This window comes from Stutzerimonas kunmingensis (assembly GCF_021432085.1).
Classification (GTDB): Bacteria; Pseudomonadota; Gammaproteobacteria; order Pseudomonadales; family Pseudomonadaceae; genus Stutzerimonas.
Map to the genome: position 1 here is coordinate 4,123,561 of NZ_CP090366.1, position 18,032 is coordinate 4,141,592.

At 64.5% G+C, this 18,032-nt stretch carries 19 protein-coding genes; 12 read left to right on the plus strand and 7 right to left on the minus strand.

What is annotated here, in order from left to right; genetic code table 11:
• Positions 1–47: 47 nt before the first annotated feature.
• The 3 genes from LW136_RS19660 to LW136_RS19670 all read left to right on the plus strand — a co-directional run bounded on the left by LW136_RS19660 (position 48) and on the right by LW136_RS19670 (position 3,798).
• A complete protein-coding gene (locus tag LW136_RS19660) occupies positions 48–500 on the plus strand; it encodes a hypothetical protein (protein WP_234173764.1) in 453 nt (150 codons plus the stop codon).
• A 78-nt stretch (positions 501–578) separates the two neighbouring features.
• Positions 579–824, plus strand: a complete 246-nt coding sequence (locus LW136_RS19665; RefSeq protein ID WP_014821758.1) for a TIGR02647 family protein — start codon at positions 579–581, stop codon at positions 822–824.
• Between the two features lie 151 nt (positions 825–975).
• Entirely contained in the window at positions 976–3,798 is a 2,823-nt protein-coding gene (locus tag LW136_RS19670) for a class I adenylate cyclase (protein ID WP_234173765.1), read from the plus strand.
• A 175-nt stretch (positions 3,799–3,973) separates the two neighbouring features.
• Here LW136_RS19670 and rnk read toward each other — a convergent pair whose 3' ends face one another.
• Together rnk and cyaY are read right to left on the minus strand one after the other, a co-directional pair.
• Positions 3,974–4,378, minus strand: a complete 405-nt coding sequence (gene rnk, locus LW136_RS19675; RefSeq protein ID WP_046618346.1) for a nucleoside diphosphate kinase regulator — start codon at positions 4,376–4,378, stop codon at positions 3,974–3,976.
• 160 nt (positions 4,379–4,538) lie between these two features.
• Positions 4,539–4,871, minus strand: coding sequence for an iron donor protein CyaY (cyaY, locus tag LW136_RS19680; protein WP_046618347.1), 333 nt, complete (start codon positions 4,869–4,871; stop codon positions 4,539–4,541).
• Between the two features lie 189 nt (positions 4,872–5,060).
• Here cyaY and lptM point away from each other — a divergent pair, with 189 nt between their 5' ends.
• The 6 genes from lptM to LW136_RS19710 all read left to right on the plus strand — a co-directional run bounded on the left by lptM (position 5,061) and on the right by LW136_RS19710 (position 9,658).
• Positions 5,061–5,201 carry an LPS translocon maturation chaperone LptM gene (gene lptM, locus LW136_RS19685; RefSeq protein WP_014821761.1) on the plus strand — a complete coding sequence of 47 codons (141 nt, stop codon included), beginning with the start codon at positions 5,061–5,063 and terminating at the stop codon, positions 5,199–5,201.
• 12 nt (positions 5,202–5,213) lie between these two features.
• Positions 5,214–6,461 (plus strand): diaminopimelate decarboxylase, encoded by a 1,248-nt coding sequence (gene lysA / locus LW136_RS19690; protein ID WP_041015176.1) that lies wholly within the window; start codon positions 5,214–5,216, stop codon positions 6,459–6,461.
• A gap of 10 nt (positions 6,462–6,471) precedes the next feature.
• Positions 6,472–7,302, plus strand: coding sequence for a diaminopimelate epimerase (gene dapF / locus LW136_RS19695; protein WP_234173767.1), 831 nt, complete (start codon positions 6,472–6,474; stop codon positions 7,300–7,302).
• Complete coding sequence (locus LW136_RS19700) at positions 7,299–7,994, plus strand: DUF484 family protein (protein WP_014821764.1); 696 nt, start codon at positions 7,299–7,301, stop codon at positions 7,992–7,994. Before dapF ends, LW136_RS19700 begins: the two co-directional genes overlap by 4 nt.
• A 66-nt stretch (positions 7,995–8,060) precedes the next feature.
• On the plus strand, positions 8,061–8,960 hold the full coding sequence (gene xerC, locus LW136_RS19705) for a tyrosine recombinase XerC (RefSeq protein ID WP_014821765.1): 900 nt from the start codon (positions 8,061–8,063) through the stop codon (positions 8,958–8,960).
• On the plus strand, positions 8,957–9,658 hold the full coding sequence (locus LW136_RS19710; protein WP_023444609.1) for an HAD family hydrolase: 702 nt from the start codon (positions 8,957–8,959) through the stop codon (positions 9,656–9,658). Before xerC ends, LW136_RS19710 begins: the two co-directional genes overlap by 4 nt.
• A gap of 71 nt (positions 9,659–9,729) precedes the next feature.
• Here the strand turns inward: LW136_RS19710 and sutA are convergent, their stop codons facing one another.
• The 5 genes from sutA to glnK form a co-directional block, all read right to left on the minus strand.
• Entirely contained in the window at positions 9,730–10,059 is a 330-nt protein-coding gene (sutA, locus tag LW136_RS19715; RefSeq protein WP_003283413.1) for a transcriptional regulator SutA, read from the minus strand.
• Positions 10,060–10,137: 78 nt separating this feature from the next.
• Positions 10,138–10,563 carry a secondary thiamine-phosphate synthase enzyme YjbQ gene (locus tag LW136_RS19720; RefSeq protein WP_014821767.1) on the minus strand — a complete coding sequence of 142 codons (426 nt, stop codon included), beginning with the start codon at positions 10,561–10,563 and terminating at the stop codon, positions 10,138–10,140.
• Positions 10,564–10,665: 102 nt separating this feature from the next.
• Positions 10,666–11,916 (minus strand): ammonium transporter, encoded by a 1,251-nt coding sequence (locus LW136_RS19725; protein WP_014821768.1) that lies wholly within the window; start codon positions 11,914–11,916, stop codon positions 10,666–10,668.
• A gap of 123 nt (positions 11,917–12,039) precedes the next feature.
• Positions 12,040–13,356 (minus strand): ammonium transporter, encoded by a 1,317-nt coding sequence (locus LW136_RS19730; protein ID WP_046618355.1) that lies wholly within the window; start codon positions 13,354–13,356, stop codon positions 12,040–12,042.
• Between the two features lie 38 nt (positions 13,357–13,394).
• On the minus strand, positions 13,395–13,733 hold the full coding sequence (glnK, locus tag LW136_RS19735; RefSeq protein ID WP_003096476.1) for a P-II family nitrogen regulator: 339 nt from the start codon (positions 13,731–13,733) through the stop codon (positions 13,395–13,397).
• Between the two features lie 398 nt (positions 13,734–14,131).
• Between glnK and LW136_RS19740 the strand changes: the two genes are divergently transcribed.
• From LW136_RS19740 to LW136_RS19750, 3 genes are all read left to right on the plus strand, one after another.
• Positions 14,132–14,392, plus strand: a complete 261-nt coding sequence (locus LW136_RS19740; protein ID WP_013981620.1) for an accessory factor UbiK family protein — start codon at positions 14,132–14,134, stop codon at positions 14,390–14,392.
• Positions 14,393–14,429: 37 nt separating this feature from the next.
• Positions 14,430–15,926, plus strand: a complete 1,497-nt coding sequence (locus tag LW136_RS19745; RefSeq protein ID WP_234173770.1) for a YifB family Mg chelatase-like AAA ATPase — start codon at positions 14,430–14,432, stop codon at positions 15,924–15,926.
• Positions 15,927–16,057: 131 nt separating this feature from the next.
• Positions 16,058–18,031, plus strand: coding sequence for a BCCT family transporter (locus tag LW136_RS19750; protein WP_234173772.1), 1,974 nt, complete (start codon positions 16,058–16,060; stop codon positions 18,029–18,031).
• The last annotated feature ends 1 nt before the right edge of the window (position 18,032 follow it).

Here is an 18,032-nt window from a genome sequence, read left to right on the forward strand (position 1 = left end):
ACGCGGCAGCAGATGCTTAGCTGGACGCATCCGTATGGAGGAAGCCCATGTCCGATTCAGACCGCCCCCGCTATCGCGTCGATGCTGATCGCCAGGCCGCCCAGCGACGGGTACGCTACGTCGAAACCAACCGGCCGGATGACGGCAGCTGCACGATCTGCCAGCTGGACGAAGAAAACCCGGCACCGCTCGACGAGACCCCCGCCATGGCGCAAGAAAACCCCAGCAACGATGAAGATGAAGCCTTCGCCGAAGAGACCCTGATCCAGGCGATCGAGAACCAGCTTGAAGCCGGTGAGCCCGCGGCCACCCAGGCCACGCTGAACAAGCTGACGCTGGTCGGCTACGAACGCGACGAATGCCTGCAGATGATGGCGCTGGTCCTCGCCCATGAGATCCGCGCGATGCTCAGCGAGGACCGCCCTTTCGACGGTGCCGCCTACGAGGCCATGCTGCGCCAGCTGCCGGAACTGCCGGAACTGCCGGAAGCATCCGAATAGGATCTGGATCAAGGCAGGGCCACCGACAGCATCTACACTCAGCAAACAGGGCATGAGCCCACCATCCGAGGAGCGAGCATGTCGTACACCCCTGAGCTGGTTGCCGAACTGGACGTACTCCGACAGTTCAATCTGGAAAATCTGCAGGAAGGGCTGAAGGTGCATCACGAAGCCAGCCCCGCCACCATCGCCGCTTTTGGCCGCCTCCACGCCAAGGGCCTGATCACCCAGGCCGACGGCGGTTACCTCACCAGCCTTGGCCGCGACGCGGCCGAACAGGCGCAAACGCTGCATACCATCCTCTCGGAAACCGTCACGGCCTGACATCGCCATGCCGTTCCGCTTCACCAGTCCAGGGCACGGATGACGCCGGCCCTGGCCGTTGGTCGCTCACTGCAGGCAAACTTGCACCGCACCTCAAGCCGCACGCCGATTGGCCGATGAACAGGGGTTAGCCTCGCCTGCACGAACCACAATGACCCGCACCCAGCACATCCACCCGATTCTCGAAGAAGGCATCGACCGCAAGGTGCTGACCACGCTGCGGGCGCGCTTTCTCGCGGTCAACTCCGCACGCCTGGAGCGGGCCCTGCAGGCCATGTCGACGCGCCAGCAGCAGGTACTCAAGCTGCTGCCGCTGCTGTTTCACGTCAACCATCCGATTCTCCCCGGCTATGTCTCGGCGACTACCCCTGCCGGACTCGCGCACTTCGTGCCGGACGCCGAGCAGCTCGCCGAAGCACAGCGCCTGAGCCGCTCGTTCGCCTACAAGCCGGCGCGCGGAAAACTGCCGCAGCCGATACTCGGCCTGTTCCTCATGGGCAGCCTCGGCACCGTGGCGCAGGACGAACACAGCGATCTGGACGTGTGGGTCTGCCACGATCCCGCCCTGGACGCCGGCCAGATCGAGGAACTGGGCCGCAAGTGCGAACTGCTGCAAGCCTGGGCGGCGAGCCAGGGCAGCGAAGCGCACTTCTTTCTGGTCGATCCGCAACGCTTCACCCAGGGCCAGCGCGAAGCCAGGCTGACCTCCGATGACTGTGGCACCACCCAGCACTACCTGCTGCTCGACGAGTTCTACCGCACGGCGCTCTGGCTCGGCGGGCGCACCCCGCTCTGGTGGCTGGTGCCGGACTACGAGGAGCACCGCTACGACGAATATGTGGCGACGCTGCTGGCCAAGCGTTTCGTGCGCGCAGACGAAGTACTCGACCTCGGCCACCTGGGCCAGGTGCCGCCCGGCGAGTTCGTCGGCGCCGGACTCTGGCAGCTCTACAAGGCCATAGCCTCGCCCTACAAATCGCTGTTCAAGCTGCTGCTGGTGGAGGTCTACGCCAGCCAGTATCCGCAGCTGCGCTGCCTGGCGCTGGACTTCAAACAGGCCATCTATCAAGGGCGGTTCGATCTGAGCGAGCTCGACCCGTATATCGCCGCCTACCTTGCCATCGAGCGTTACCTCGGCGCACGCGGCGACCACGAACGCCTGGAGCTGGCGCGGCGCTGCCTGTACCTGAAGATCAATCGACCGCTGAGCCGGCCGCCGGTCAACCGCAACAAGAGCTGGCAGCGCAGCCTGCTCGAGCGGCTGACCCACGACTGGCATTGGGACGAGCGGCAGTTCGCGCTGCTCGACAACCGTGGCCACTGGAAAGTGCGTCAGGTCAGCCAGGAACGTCGCGTGCTGGTCAACGAACTGACCCACGGCTACCGCTTTCTCAGCGACTTCACCCGACGCCTTCAGGCCACCAGTCCGCTCACCAGTCGCGACCTCGGCGTACTGGGTCGTCGCCTGTACGCCGCGATCGAACGCAAGGCCGGCAAGGTCGAGGTGGTCAATCTGGGTATCTCGCCGGATATGGCTGAACACAGCCTGACCCTGGTGCACGATTACGACGCTGCGGGCGATGTGCGCTGGTCGCTCTATCAGGGCCAGCTCACCGCGCCGGAACTGAGCAATTTCGCCCCATTGAAGCGCTCTCGCGAGCTGGTCGCGCTGCTGGCCTGGTGTCACCGCAACGGCGTGGTGGATGTCAGCACCCACCTGTCCCTGTTCCCTGGCGACAGCGGCCTTAGCGAAGCGGAACTGTTCGCCCTGTTCAGCGACCTGCGCCGTGCGCTGCCGATGCCGCTATGCCCGGTGGACGAAGAAGCGCTACTGGCCGCGAGCAAACCCAGCCGGGTGCTGCTGCTGATCAACATCGGCCTGGACCCCACCCAGCAAGCCCCGACAGCATCTGCCATCGGCGAGCAGTCGATGCTGAGCGCGGCGCCGGAAAGCCTGGTGCTGAGCGTGGATCAGGTCACGCTCAACAGCTGGAACGAGATGCTGGTGACCCGCTACGAAGGGCCGAAGGCGCTGCCACTGTGCCTGCGCGATTATCTGGATAGCCTCGAGCGGGTCGTGCAGGCACCGCAGCTGCAGGTCTTCTGCTTCGCCCGCAATCGCGGACAGGCCATCGCGAGGCGAGTCGAGCAGATATTCGAGGATGCCCGCCAGAGCCTTGCCAGCGTCGCTCATGGACGCTACCTGCTTCAGGTTCGCCAGCATTTCCACATGCTGCAGCGCGAGGCGAACGCGCTGCGTCTCACCCACCTGAGCGATCGCGCCGCACTGCTCGAACACCTTGGCGAGGCTCGCCACGCCTACAGCCCGCTCCGGCTCGATCGTGCGGCGCTGGACGGTGACGATCTGGCGCTGATTCTTGCGCAAGGCCGCCCAGGATGCCTGCAGGTGTTCTACCGCACGGCCGGGGAAATCGCCGAACTCAGCGTACTCGATGAATGCAATGCCCTCTGGCGCCAGCAGCTGCCCTATCGCGACGAGCGCACCCTGCTGCGCCCACTGATGCGCTTTCTCGAGTCGGTGCTTTATCGGCGTAACGCTCAGCAGGCCGGCCAGAGCCAGGAGCTGGTCGACCCGGCGATCCTCTTCTACCGCATTCAACCCGGACAAGACGCGCGACCGGCACAACTGGAACGAAGACCGGCGCCCCAGGGCGAGGTCAACGATCCGTTCTACGACGTGCAGGCGATTGTCGAAGCGGGCGAAAACGGTCGCTCGCAGGTCACCCTGTACTGTAACCATCAGGAGTTTTCCGGCCTGGAATATGGTGCCGAGCTGTTCGCCGCCGTGACACGCACGATCATTTCCCGGCGCCGCGACGGTGAACGCTACCCCTGCTACATCACCGACCTCGACCTCACTGGCCTGCACGGCAGCGGACGCAGCCAGACTGTGCAGTACCTGCGCTACAAGGCGCGCCTGGAGGCGGCGCTGAACGCGGCAATGGAGTCATAAGAGGGCGCTGACGGGGCTTCAGTCAGCGTCTCGACGAGGTTCCGGCCTGACGAACCAGCTGCATTGCGCAGTGGCTATCCAACGCTTTTCGCGCCAACAAAGGCAGAGCTGCGGAAAGCTGCTACCAGCCCGATCGCAGCGGCGGCCAGGCTGATCATCTCGCAAGCGTCGCCCGTCAGAACGGATCGCCTGCCGCTTCGGGCTGGTATTCGATCGCGAGCAGAGTGAGCTTGATCATCTTGCCGGATGGAGTCGGCCAGTCGATGTGCTGGCCGACACTCATGCCCAGCAGCGCCGTACCGACCGGTGCGAGGACGGACACGATGCCTTCCTTGCCGGCATCGTGGGGATAGACCAGCGTCAGGTGGTAGTCCTTGCCCGTGCCTTCGTCGCGGCAGTGCACGCGCGAATTCATGGTCACGACGCCCGCAGGCATCTCGCTGCGTTCCACGATCTGCGCCCGCGACAGTTCCTGCTCGAGCGCTTCGGCGGCCGGACCGTAGTCGTCCAGACTGTCGAGCAGCCGCTCAAGGCGCTGCAGATCGAGTTGGGTAAGGATGATCGGCGGTGCACTGGTCATGGGTTCTGGCAAGCTCCTGCGAAAAAATAAAACACGAAAAAAGCAAAACCCCGCCCGAAGGCGGGGTTTTGTTGACCTGCGAAGACACTATCACAGCAGCCCGAATAAGCAAGGCCCCCACCGGCAGCGCCCGGCTCGCGGGGGCTGCACGCAGATTGCGTCAGATATCCTCGAATTCCAGCGCTTCGCCGCCCTGCTCCTGCGTCACCCGCGAGAGCAGCTCTCCGAGGCGCTCGCCGCTAGCATCGCACAGCCACAGCTGGCTGCCTTCGTCGTAGTCGAAATGAAAGCCGCCGGAGCGCGCCGCGACCCACAGCTGGCGCAACGCGGGCTGGCGGCTGAGGATCAGCTGACTGCCGTTATCGAAGCGCACTGTCAGCACACCACCGGAGTTCTCCAGGTCGACGTCCAGACTGGTGTCATCGAATACGTCCTCGACGCTCTCCTGCACAGCATCGACCAGATCGTGATAACGGGCTTCGCTCAGGCTCATGCAACACTTCCTCGAATTGTTCTGCACGCGACGCGGGCCGCATGCGATGGCGGCGAGCTTAGCAGGGCGCAGCCGGATCAAGCGAGCCGCCCGCCAGCACGGCCGCCGTGTGACGTGCTGCTCGCATAGGCAATCCGCCGGGTGCTGGGTATACTCCGGCGATTAGATTTTTCAAGGATTCCAGTCCCCATGAAGCGCCTTCTGCTTCCCTTCATCGCACTCGCCGTCTTCGCCGCCGCGCTCAGCGGTTGTGGCCAGAAAGGTCCGCTGTACCTGCCGGATGACGAGAAAACCGTCAAAGAACGTTCCAAAGACCGTTTCGAACTCTAAAGGAGGCTATTCATGGAGGCCTTCTCGTACCGCGACGGTCAACTCTTCGCGGAAGGCGTGGCACTGCCCGCACTTGCGCAACGCTTCGGCACCCCGACCTACGTCTATTCCCGCGCGCACATCGAAGCCCAGTACCGGGCCTATGCCGATGCGCTGGATGGCATGCCGCATCTGGTCTGCTTCGCCGTCAAAGCCAATTCGAACCTGGGCGTGCTGAACGTCCTGGCACGTCTCGGCGCCGGCTTCGACATCGTCTCGCGCGGTGAGCTGGAGCGCGTACTGGCCGCCGGCGGACAGCCGGACCGTATCGTCTTCTCTGGCGTCGGCAAGACCCGTGACGACATGCGCCGGGCGCTGGAAGTCGGCGTGCACTGCTTCAACGTGGAATCCACCGATGAGCTGGAGCGCCTGCAGCAGGTCGCCGCCGAGCTCGGCAAAAAGGCGCCGGTGTCGCTACGGGTCAATCCGGACGTCGATGCCGGCACCCACCCGTACATTTCCACAGGTCTCAAAGAGAACAAGTTCGGCATCGATATCGACAATGCCGAGGCGGTCTACGCCCGTGCCGCCGAGCTGCCGAACCTGGAAGTGGTCGGTGTCGACTGCCATATCGGTTCGCAGCTGACCAGCCTGCCGCCTTTCCTCGATGCGCTCGACCGCCTGCTCGCCCTGACCGAGCGCCTCGCCGCACGCGGCATCCAGATTCGTCACCTTGACCTCGGTGGCGGCCTCGGCGTGCGTTACCGCGACGAGCAGCCACCGCTGGCCGGTGACTACATCCAGGCCGTGCGCCAGCGCATAGAAGGCCGCGGGCTGGCGCTGGTGTTCGAGCCAGGCCGCTCCATCGTCGCCAACGCCGGCGTGCTGCTGACCCGCGTGGAATACCTCAAGCACACCGCGCACAAGGATTTCGCCATCGTCGATGCGGCGATGAACGACCTGATCCGTCCGGCGCTGTACCAGGCGTGGATGAACGTCATCGCGGTGCAGCCGCACGAAGGCGATACGCGTCGCTACGACATTGTCGGACCGATCTGCGAAACCGGCGACTTCCTCGCCAAGGATCGTGAGCTGGCGCTGGTCGAGGGCGACCTGCTGGCGGTGTGTTCGGCCGGTGCCTACGGCTTCGTCATGAGCTCCAACTACAACACCCGCGGCCGCGCCGCCGAGGTGCTGGTGGACGGTGACCAAGCCTTCGAAGTGCGCCGTCGCGAGAGCGTTCAGGAGCTATACGCCGGCGAAAGCCTGCTGCCCACTTGAGGCCAAGATCATGCTTCTGCGCTTTACCAAGATGCACGGTCTGGGCAACGACTTCATGGTCATCGACCTGGTCAGCCAGCACGCGCACATCCAGCCCAAGCACGCCAAGCAGTGGGGCGATCGCCACACCGGAGTCGGTTTCGATCAGCTGCTGATCGTCGAGCCGCCGCAGAACCCGGACGTGGATTTCCGCTACCGCATCTTCAATTCCGACGGCTCGGAAGTGGAGCAGTGCGGCAACGGCGCGCGCTGCTTCGCCCGCTTCGTGGTCGACAAGCGCCTGACCGTGAAACGCAAGATCAAGGTCGAAACCAATGGCGGCATCATCGAGCTGGATATCCGTCCCGATGGGCAGATCCGCGTCGACATGGGTCCGCCGCGACTGGTGCCGTCCGAGATTCCGTTCCAGGCCGACCAGGAAGCCCTGAGCTATCCGCTCGAAGTCGATGGTCAGCGCGTCGAGTTGGCCGCCGTGTCCATGGGCAACCCCCATGCGGTGCTGCGCGTCGACAGCGTCGAGCAGGCACCTGTGCATGAACTCGGACCGAAGATCGAACATCACCCGCGCTTTCCGCAGCGGGTCAATGTCGGCTTCCTGCAGGTCGTCGATCGCCGCCATGCGCGGCTGCGCGTGTGGGAACGCGGCGCCGGGGAAACCCAGGCCTGCGGTACCGGCGCCTGCGCCGCCGCGGTAGCTGCCATTCGCCAGGGCTGGATGGATTCGCCGGTACAGATCGAGCTGCCGGGTGGCCGCCTGTCCATCGAATGGGCAGGTCCCGGGCAGCCGGTTATGATGACCGGCCCCGCCGTTCGTGTATTTGAAGGACAGGTTCGCCTATGACCGACCAGACTCAGGGCAGCACCCCGCTACCCGACGCCGAAGCAGTCGCCGCCTACCTGCGCGCCCACCCGGAATTCTTCGTCGACCACGACGAGCTGATCCCTGAGCTGCGCATTCCCCATCAGCCGGGCACCGCGGTGTCGCTGGTGGAGCGTCAGGTCAAGCTGCTGCGTGAGCGCAACATCGAGATGCGCCATCGGCTGTCGCAACTGATGGACGTGGCGCGCGACAACGACCGTCTGTTCGACAAGACCCGCCGCCTGGTGCTCGACCTGCTCGACGCCAGCAGCCTGGAAGAAGTGGTCAGCGCGGTGGAAGACAGCCTGCGCCACGAGTTCCAAGTGCCCTACGTCAGCCTGATCCTGTTCAGCGACGCGACACTGCCGGTGGGCCGCTGCGTCAGCACCGGCGAGGCGCAGCAGAGCATCGGCGGTCTGCTCGACGGCGGCAAGACCATCTGCGGCGTGCTCCGCCCGCACGAGCTGAGCTTTCTGTTCGGCGCCGAAGACAGCAGCAGCGTGGGCTCCGCGGCGGTAGTCAGCCTGAACAATCAGCTGGGCGTACTGGCGATCGGCAGCCCGGATCCACAGCACTACAAGAGCTCGCTGGGCACGCTGTTCCTCGGTTATATCGCCGAAGTGCTGACCCGCGTGCTGCCGCGCTTCGGTACGCCGCTGCGCTCGGTACGCTGAGCGCAATTGCCGACCAACGCCACGCACCACACGCGCCTGCTCGCGGCCTGAGGCTGGAGCCTGTTCATGCAGAACGAACTCGACGCCTACTTCGAACACCTGCGCAGCGCCCGGCAGCTGTCGGGCCACTCGCTGGACGGCTACCGCCGCGACCTGAACAAGCTGCTGACTTACTGCGAGCGCGAAAACATCGCCGAGTGGAATGCACTGCAAGGCCGACACCTGCGCCAGCTGGTCGGCGAGCTGCATCGCCAGGGCCAGTCCAGCCGCAGCGTGGCGCGCCTGCTCTCATCGGTGCGCGGCCTCTACCGCTACCTGAATCAGGAAGGCCTCTGCCAGCACGATCCGGCTACCGGCCTGTCCGCGCCGAAAGGTGAACGACGTCTTCCGAAGCTGCTGGATACCGATCGCGCCATGCAGCTGCTCGACGGTGGCGTCGAGGACGATTTCATCGGCCTGCGCGATCAGGCGATGCTCGAGCTGTTCTATTCATCCGGCCTGCGGCTTTCGGAACTGGTCAGCCTGAACCTCGACCAGCTCGACCTGCCTGCAGGCATGGTGCGAGTGCTCGGCAAGGGCAACAAGGTGCGCGAGCTGCCGGTAGGGCGAAAGGCGCGCGAGGCCTTGCAAGCCTGGTTGCCTGTACGTGCGCTCGCCAACCCGGCCGATGGCGCGGTATTCATCGGCCAGCAGGGTCGCCGTCTCGGCGCGCGGGCCGTGCAAGTGCGAGTGCGCCAGGCCGGAGTGCGCGAGCTTGGCCAGCACCTGCATCCACACATGTTGCGCCACAGCTTCGCCAGCCATCTGCTGGAGTCGTCGCAGGACCTGCGCTCGGTGCAGGAGCTGCTCGGCCATGCCGACATCGGCACCACGCAGATCTACACCCATCTGGACTTTCAGCACCTGGCCAAGGTCTACGATCAGGCGCATCCGCGCGCCAAGCGCAAGCAGGACACCGACACATGAGCATTCGCCTGATCACCTTCGACTTGGACGATACCTTCTGGGAAACCACGCCGGCCATCCAGAGCGCCGAGACCGCCCTGCGCGACTGGCTCGGCGTGCATGCACCGCGCCTGGGCGAATTTCCCGTCGAAGCCCTCGGCGCGATCCGCCGCATGCTGGTGGAACAGGACTCGGCGCTGCGCCACCGTATCAGCGAGCTGCGCCGGCGCATCCTGCAGCACGCGCTGCACGATGCCGGCTATCCCGCCGCCGAAGCGGACGAGTTGGCCGAACAGGCCTTCCAGGTGTTTCTCGATGCGCGCCACCAGGTGCAGATTTTCCCGGACGTGCAGCCCACCCTGGAATTTCTCGCCAATCACTACACCCTCGGCGTGATCACCAACGGCAATGCCGACGTGCGCCGCCTGGGCCTGGCCGACTATTTCCAGTTCACCCTGTGCGCCGAGGAGCTGGGCGTCGGCAAGCCCGACCCGCATCCGTTCCAACAAGCCCTTCGCCTGGGCGATGCGCGCCCGGAACAGGCTGTGCACGTCGGCGACCACGCGTTGGATGACATCGCCGGAGCGCAACAGGCGGGCATGCGGGCGATCTGGTTCAACCCCAAGCGCGTCGCCTGGCCGCACGATTACCATCCCGATGCACAGATCCATAGCCTGGCCGAATTGCCCAAGCTGCTGCTCGACTGGCGCGGCGACTGAGCGAAAAGCCAGACGCCAGATGCGCAAAAGCCCGCCTTGGAGGCGGGCTTTTGCGCAATTCTTTTTGGTGCTCAGATAGGGCGACTGCCGTACTTGCTATCCGGCTTCTTCGGCGGGTCGGCGACCACATTGGGCTCGACTTCCTGCACTTGGCCGCCACGCGCGAGAAATTCTTCCATGGCTCGCGCCAGTGCATCGCGCTCCTTCTGCTTGGCTTCCAGGCTCGGCAGTTCGTCCGGCTCCACGGCCTTCGCCTTGGCCTTCTTGGCCGGCGTAGCGCGCTCGCTGTCGGTCCCTTCGTCGTCGAGACTGTCGTCGCCATCATCGGCAGCGTTCAGCTCTTCCCCTTCCTCCTCGTCGCTAACGTCCAGATCGTCTTGTTCTAGTTCTTCGTCGCTCATGTTCAACCTCATGGCCTTGCCAAAGCGGAGTAAGTTATAGCCCAGCGATGCGGAAAGACCGACACCGCCAAAAAAAATTCAACTTGCCGTCCCGTGCAGCGTTGCCACAATCTGCCGCGCGCCACCCTGGTCGCGGTGCTCTCCGAGATAGATGCCCTGCCAGGTACCGAGTGCCAGCCCCCCATCGCTGACCGGCAGGCTCAACTGGCAGCCGAGCAGGCTGGCCTTGAAATGCGCCGGCAGATCGTCCGGCCCTTCGTAGTCGTGCTCATAGCCTCCCTCACCCTGCGGCACCAGGCGATTGAAGAAGCGCTCGAAATCTCGCCGAACCGCTGCATCGGCATTCTCGTTGATCGTCAGCGAGGCCGAGGTATGCCGCAGCCACAGGTGTAACAGACCGACCCGGCATTGCCGCAGTTCCGGCAGTGCGTCGAGCAGCTCATCGGTGACCAGATGAAAGCCGCGTGGCCGCGCGCGCAAGGTGATCAGGGTCTGTTGCCACATGTTCGAAGACTCATGTTCAACGGCTGGTCGCGCGCATTCTAGCGTGGCGCCAAAAAAAACAAAGGGCGCCAAAAGGCGCCCTTGTCATGAACCAGCGAATCGTTACTGGCGAGTGAACTCCGGATAGGCTTCCAGACCGCACTCGACGACGTCCACGCCCTCGTATTCCTCTTCCTCGCTGACACGCAGGCCCATCACCGCCTTGATGATGCCCCAGACGATCAGGCTGGCGATGAACACCCAGAGGAAGATCGACACCAGACCCAGCAGCTGGGCACCGAAGGTGGCATCGGCGTTGGTCAGAGGCACGGCCAGCAGGCCCCACATGCCGGCAACACCGTGCACGGAGATGGCACCGACCGGGTCATCGAGCTTGAGCTTGTCCAGGCCAAGGATGCTGAACACCACCAGCACACCACCCACGCCGCCGATCAGGGTCGCCTGCAGAGCGCTCGGGGTCAGCGGTTCGGCAGTGATCGCCACCAGACCGGCCAGCGCGCCGTTGAGCACCATGGTCAGGTCGGACTTGCCGAACAGCAGACGCGCGGTGATCAGCGCGGCGATCAGGCCGCCTGCAGCGCCCATGTTGGTGTTGACGAAGACCTGAGCGACGGCATTGGCGTCTTCGATGGTGCTCATCTTCAGCTGCGAGCCACCGTTGAAGCCGAACCAGCCCATCCACAGGATGAAGGCACCGAGGGTCGCCAGCGGCATGTTGGCACCGGGGATGGCGTTGATCTGACCGTTCGCACCGTACTTGCCCTTACGCGGACCGAGCAGCAGCACACCCGCCAGAGCAGCAGCCGCACCGGCCATGTGTACGATGCCCGAGCCTGCGAAGTCGAGGAAACCCGCCGCGTCGAGGAAACCACCGCCCCACTTCCAGAAGCCCTGAACCGGGTAGATGAAGCCGGTCATCACCACCGCGAAGGCGATGAACGCCCACAGCTTCATGCGTTCGGCCACCGCACCGGAAACCACCGACATGCAGGTCGCGGCGAACACGATCTGGAAGAAGAAGTCGGCACGCGCGGAGTAGTAAGGCGCGTCCTCACCACCAGCGGCGACCACGTCGACGGCGTTCTCGTCGCCGATCAGGAAGCCCAGGCTCGGCAGGATGCCGCCGTCCGGGCTGGAGTACATGATGTAGTAGCCGACCAGCAGATACATGATCGACGCCAGCGCGTAGAGCACGATGTTCTTGGTGAGGATCTCGGCGGTGTTCTTCGCCCGGACCAGACCGGCTTCGAGCATGGCGAAACCTGCCGCCATCCACATCACCAGCGCTCCGCAGATCACGAAGTAGAAGGTATCGAGTCCGTACTGGACGGGTATCAATGCAGTGCTATCCATGTTTCACCTCTTGCTGTCGCGCTTTGTGCGCTGTTCGGTCCACAGGCCATCGCATGCCGCGTCGATGGCCGGTGCCGCTTTTCGGATTGGCCCCGGGGTTGGCTCCGGGGTGCCCTGAATGGATTACAGGTTGTAGCCACGCTCGTTATGCAGGCTGAGGTCGAGGCCGATGGTCTCCTGCTCCTCGTTCACCCGCAGGCCCATCACCAGATCGATCGCCTTGAGGATCAGGTAGGTGACGATGCCGGTGTACACCACGGTGAACAGCACGCCCTTGAACTGAATCCACAGCTGCAGGCCGATGTTCTCCACTTCGCCGAAGCCACCCAGCATAGGTGCCGCGAAGATGCCGGTGAGCAGCGCACCGACGATGCCGCCGATGCCGTGCACACCGAAGGCGTCCAGCGAATCGTCGTAGCCGAGCTTGCGTTTCAGGCTGGTGGCGCAGAAGAAGCAGACCACTCCGGATACCAGGCCGATGACCAGAGCGCCCATCGGGCCCACTGTGCCGGCAGCCGGCGTGATGGCGACCAGACCGGCAACCACGCCGGAGGCGATGCCCAGCGCGCTGGGTTTGCCGTGGCCGATCCACTCGGCGAACATCCAGCCCAGCGCCGCGGCGGCAGTAGCGATCTGCGTGACCAGCATGGCCATGCCGGCCGTACCGTTGGCGGCGATGGCCGAGCCCGCATTGAAGCCGAACCAGCCGACCCAGAGCATTGCGGCACCGACCAGGGTCAGGCCCAGGTTGTGCGGCGCCATCGGCGTGGTCGGATAGCCCTTGCGCTTGCCCAGCACCAGGCAGGCCACCAGTCCGGCGATACCTGCGTTGATGTGCACCACGGTGCCGCCAGCGAAGTCGAGCACCCCCCAATCCCACATCAGGCCGCCGTCGCCGCCCCAGACCATGTGCGCGATCGGCGCGTAGACCAGGGTGAACCAGACGCCCATGAACACCAGCATCGCGGAGAACTTCATGCGTTCGGCGAAGGCGCCGACGATGAGTGCCGGGGTGATGATGGCGAAGGTCATCTGGAAGGTGATGAAGATGCTTTCAGGGAAGGCGCCGACCAGGCTGTCGGGCGTCAGACCGCTGAGAAAGGCGCGGTCCAGGCCGCCGACGAAGGAATTGAAGTTGGTGACCCCAGCTTCCATACCGGTGGTGTCGAACGCGAGGCTGTAGCCGTAGACCATCCAGAGGATGCTCATCAGGCCGGTGACCGCAAAGCACTGCATCATCACCGAGAGAATGTTCTTCGAGCGGACCATGCCGCCGTAGAACAGCGCCAGCCCAGGGATGGTCATGAACAGCACCAGCGCAGTGGCCGTCAGCATCCATGCCGTGTCGCCTGAATCCAGCGTTGCCTCCTGCGCCAGGGCCAGGCCTGGGCTTATCAGAGACAAAAGGGCTCCTAGCCCTGCGAATTTTCGCAGAGTCATGGTTTTACTCCTGGGGCGTGGGGGTTCGGAGGTGCTGCTTAAATCGCGTCGGTATCGGTTTCGCCGGTACGGATGCGGATGGCCTGTTCCAGGTTGACCACGAAGATCTTGCCGTCGCCGATCTTGCCGGTGTTGGCCGCCTTGGTGATGGCCTCGATGACGCGATCAAGCTGATCGTCGGCGATGGCCACGTCGATCTTTACCTTCGGCAGGAAGTCGACGACGTATTCGGCACCGCGATACAGCTCGGTGTGGCCCTTCTGACGACCGAAGCCTTTGACTTCGGTTACGGTGATGCCCTGTACGCCAATTTCCGACAGCGACTCGCGCACGTCGTCCAGCTTGAACGGCTTGATGATGGCAGTGACTAGTTTCATGAAAACTTCTCCCGTTTTAGGTGGACTTGCCCCAGAAGTACGAACCCGGCTCAAGTCTAAGCTCAGTGTCTGGCTCTTGTAACGCTCCGGCTGTAGCCGGTCCGCAGTCCGACACCACCAACCTCTCCGACAAAGCGTCACGAATCACCGATGCACCGCAACCCGTTGGTGCATGCGTCGCTGGGGACAAAGCAGAATCAGTGCCAGCTTTACGCAATGCCCGTTTTTACGGGGTGCGCACGGATGGAATGGATGCCCGACGGACGGTAGCGTCCAGAACACGCACAATATTGGTGCGCGCATGCACCAGCAGCTGCTCATTTTTTGTGCACGCCACCTGAGAAAGACCGGAAAAAGCCCGTGCTACACTGCGCCCGGTTCAACCACAGGTGTTTTCAATGTTGCCGCCAAAAGCTTTCCTAGATGCCATCGGCTCCCAGGCCTCGCGCCTGTTCAACGGCGAGACGCCGCTGCCGCGTGGCGAGTTCGAAGCCCAGCTCAAGGGTGTGGTCCAGGGCGCACTGAACAAGCTCGACGTGGTCAGCCGCGACGAATTCGACAGCCAGATGGTGGTGCTCGCCCGCACCCGCGCGCGCCTGGAGGCGCTCGAAGCCAAGGTTGCCGAACTGGAAGAAAAGCTCACGCCGCCCGCGTCCTGACAGACCGGGCCGGCGAAACGATCAAAGGAGTGATCGGATGTCCCTGGCCATAGTTCATAGCCGCGCGCAGATTGGCGTCGAAGCGCCGCCGGTGACCGTCGAAGCTCATCTGGCCAACGGCCTGCCGGCGCTGACCCTGGTCGGCCTGCCGGAAACCGCGGTCAAGGAAAGCAAGGATCGCGTGCGCAGCGCCATTCTCACCTCCGGCTTCGATTTTCCCGCTCGACGCATCACCCTCAACCTCGCCCCCGCCGACCTGCCAAAGGACGGCGGCCGCTTCGACCTGTCCATTGCCCTGGGCATTCTCGCCGCCAGCGGTCAGCTGCCGGCCGAGCGGCTCGACAACCTGGAATGCCTCGGCGAACTGGCACTGTCCGGCGCCTTGCGCCCGGTCCAGGGAGTCCTGCCGGCTGCCCTCGCCGCTCGAGCGGCAGGGCGCGCGCTGCTGGTGCCACGGGCCAACGCCGAGGAAGCCAGCCTGGCCTCGGGGCTCACCGTCTATGCCGCCGAGCACTTGCTCGAGGTCGCAGCGCACTTCAACGGCATCACGCCGCTCGAACCCTATGTGGCCCAGGGCCTGCTACGACAGACTCAGCCTTACCCCGACCTGGCCGACGTGCAAGGTCAGCAGGCCGCCAAGCGCGGGCTGCTGATCGCCGCGGCTGGCGCGCACAACCTGCTGTTTTCCGGCCCGCCGGGCACCGGCAAGACACTCCTGGCCAGCCGCCTGCCCGGTCTCTTGCCGCCGCTGGACGAGCAGGAGGCGCTGGAAGTCGCCGCCATCCATTCGGTGGCCAGTCACAGCCCTCTCGAGCATTGGCCGCAACGGCCCTTTCGGCAGCCCCATCACAGTGCATCCGGCCCGGCGCTGGTCGGTGGCGGCAGCCGTCCGCAGCCAGGGGAGATCACCCTGGCGCATCAGGGCGTACTGTTTCTCGACGAGCTGCCGGAGTTCGACCGCAAGGTGCTCGAGGTCTTGCGTGAGCCACTGGAGTCGGGGCATATCGTCATCGCTCGGGCCCGCGACAAGGTGCGTTTTCCGGCGCGTTTCCAGCTGGTGGCGGCGATGAATCCCTGCCCCTGTGGCTACCTCGGTGATCCCAACGGGCGCTGCCGCTGCACGCCGGACCAGATCCAGCGCTATCGCAACAAGCTCTCCGGCCCGCTGCTCGACCGCATCGACCTGCATTTGACCGTGGCGCGCGAGGCGACGGCCCTCAACGCTCCGCCGCAGACGGGCCAGAGCAGTGCCGTACTCGCCGCCCAGGTAGCCCAGGCGCGACAGCTGCAACTCGCCCGTCAGGGCTGCGCCAACGCCTTCCTCGACCTCGCCGGATTGCGCAGCCATTGCCAGCTCGGCACCGAGGATCAGGCCTGGCTGGAGCGCGCCTGCGAACGCCTGGCGCTGTCGCTGCGCGCCGCGCACCGCCTGCTCAAGGTGGCGCGCACCCTCGCCGATCTGGAACAGGCCGGGCGAATCAGCCGCCAGCACCTCGCCGAAGCCCTGCAGTACCGGCCCGGCAGTCAAGGCTGAGCCTGCTCTAGCACGGGCTTCGGTGCGCGTCGATCAGCTGCGGACAACGGGCATCCTTTGCGGTCTGTGTTAAGTTGGATGGCTTTCGCCACAGGCGGCCACTCCCCAGAAACAACCCGAAGGAGCGCAGCATGGAGGCAAAACAGCCCTCGTCGTCTCACCTCAACGCCCCGGTCTTCTACGGCTCGGCGGTCATCATCCTGGCGCTGGTGATCTACAGCGTCGCTTTCCAGAGCCATGCGCAAACGCTGTTTGGCGATACCCAGGCCTGGATCATCGCCAACGTCAGCTGGCTCTACATCCTCGCCGTTGCACTCATCCTGCTCATGGTGGTGCTGCTGGCGTTCAGTCGTTACGGCGACATCAAGCTCGGGCCGGATCACAGCGAACCGGATTACAGCGCCCTGACCTGGTTCGCCATGCTGTTCTCCGCCGGCATGGGCATCGGCCTGATGTTCTTCGGCGTCGCCGAACCGGTGATGCACTTCCTCTCACCGCCGGTGGGCGAGGGCGGCACCAGCGCTGCCGCCTATGAGGCGATGAAGATCACCTTCTTCCACTGGGGCCTGCATGCCTGGGCGATCTACGCCATCGTGGCGATGATCCTGGCCTACTTCGCCTACCGCCACGGCCTGCCGCTCACCCTGCGCTCGGCGCTCTACCCGCTGATCGGCGAGCGCATCTATGGGCCGATCGGGCATGCCGTGGACATCTTCGCCATCATCGGCACGGTGCTAGGCGTCGCCACCTCGCTGGGCCTCGGTGTCACCCAGATCAACACCGGGCTGAATCACCTGTACGGCCTGCCGATATCGGTGCCGGTGCAGATCGGCCTGATCATCGCCACCACACTGCTGGCGACGATTTCGGTGGTCACCGGCCTGGACAAGGGCGTGCGCCGGCTGTCGGAGCTGAACCTGACGCTGGCGGCGCTGCTGTTGCTGATGGTGCTGATCGCAGGGCCGACGGTGTTCATCCTGCAGACTTTCGTGCAGAACACCGGCAGCTACCTGTCGGATATCGTCAACAAGACCTTCAACCTCTATGCCTACGAGCCGAACGACTGGATCGGCGGCTGGACGCTGTTCTACTGGGGCTGGTGGCTGGCCTGGTCGCCCTTCGTCGGCCTGTTCATCGCGCGCATCTCGCGCGGCCGGACGATTCGCGAATTCGTCACCGGCGTGCTGCTGGTGCCGACCGCATTCACCCTGCTTTGGATGACCGTGTTCGGCGACACCGCGATCCACATGATCCTCTGGGAACACGTCTCCAGCCTCGGTGAAGCCATCGAGCAGGACAGTTCGCTGGCCCTGTTCGCCTTCCTCGAGCACTTCCCCTTCTCGGGCTTCATCTCGCTGATCGCGATCATCATGGTGGTGGTGTTCTTCGTCACCTCGGCGGACTCCGGCGCGTTGGTGGTGGACATGCTCGCCTCCGGCGGCCAGCAGGGCACTCCGGTCTGGCAACGCATCTTCTGGGCCGCATCCATGGGCGGGGTGGCCATCGCGCTGCTGCTCGCCGATGGCCTGACCGCGTTGCAGACGGCGACCATCGCCAGCGCCCTGCCCTTCACCATCGCGCTGCTCTGTTCGATGTGGGGTCTGCTCAAGGCGCTGCGCCTGGATGCCACGAAGCAGGGGCTGCGCTACCAGGCCCTGAGCACCTCGCCCAGCGCACCGCGCAGTGCCGGTGGCTGGCAACGTCGCCTGCGTACGCTAATGCTGTTCCCGCGACGCGCCCATGTGGTGCGCTTCATCACCGAAGTGGTGCGTCCGGCCTACGAGGACATCGCCGAGGAAATGCGCAAGCAGGGCTATGCGGTGGAGATCAGCGAAGGTGACGATCGTCGCTTGCGCTTCGAGATCACCCACGAAGGCGAGCCAGACTTCATCTACGAAGTGCGCCCGCGGGCCTACGCCATGCCGAGTTTCGTCGCCACCAGCGAGGACGACGAGCGCGAGGAGCGCAAGTACTTCCGCGCCGAGGTGCATCTCAAGGAAGGCGGCCAGGATTATGACGTGATGGGCTGGAGCCGCGAGGACGTCATCAGTGACATCCTCGGCCAGTACGAGAAGCACATGCACTTCCTGCACATGGTTCGCTGAA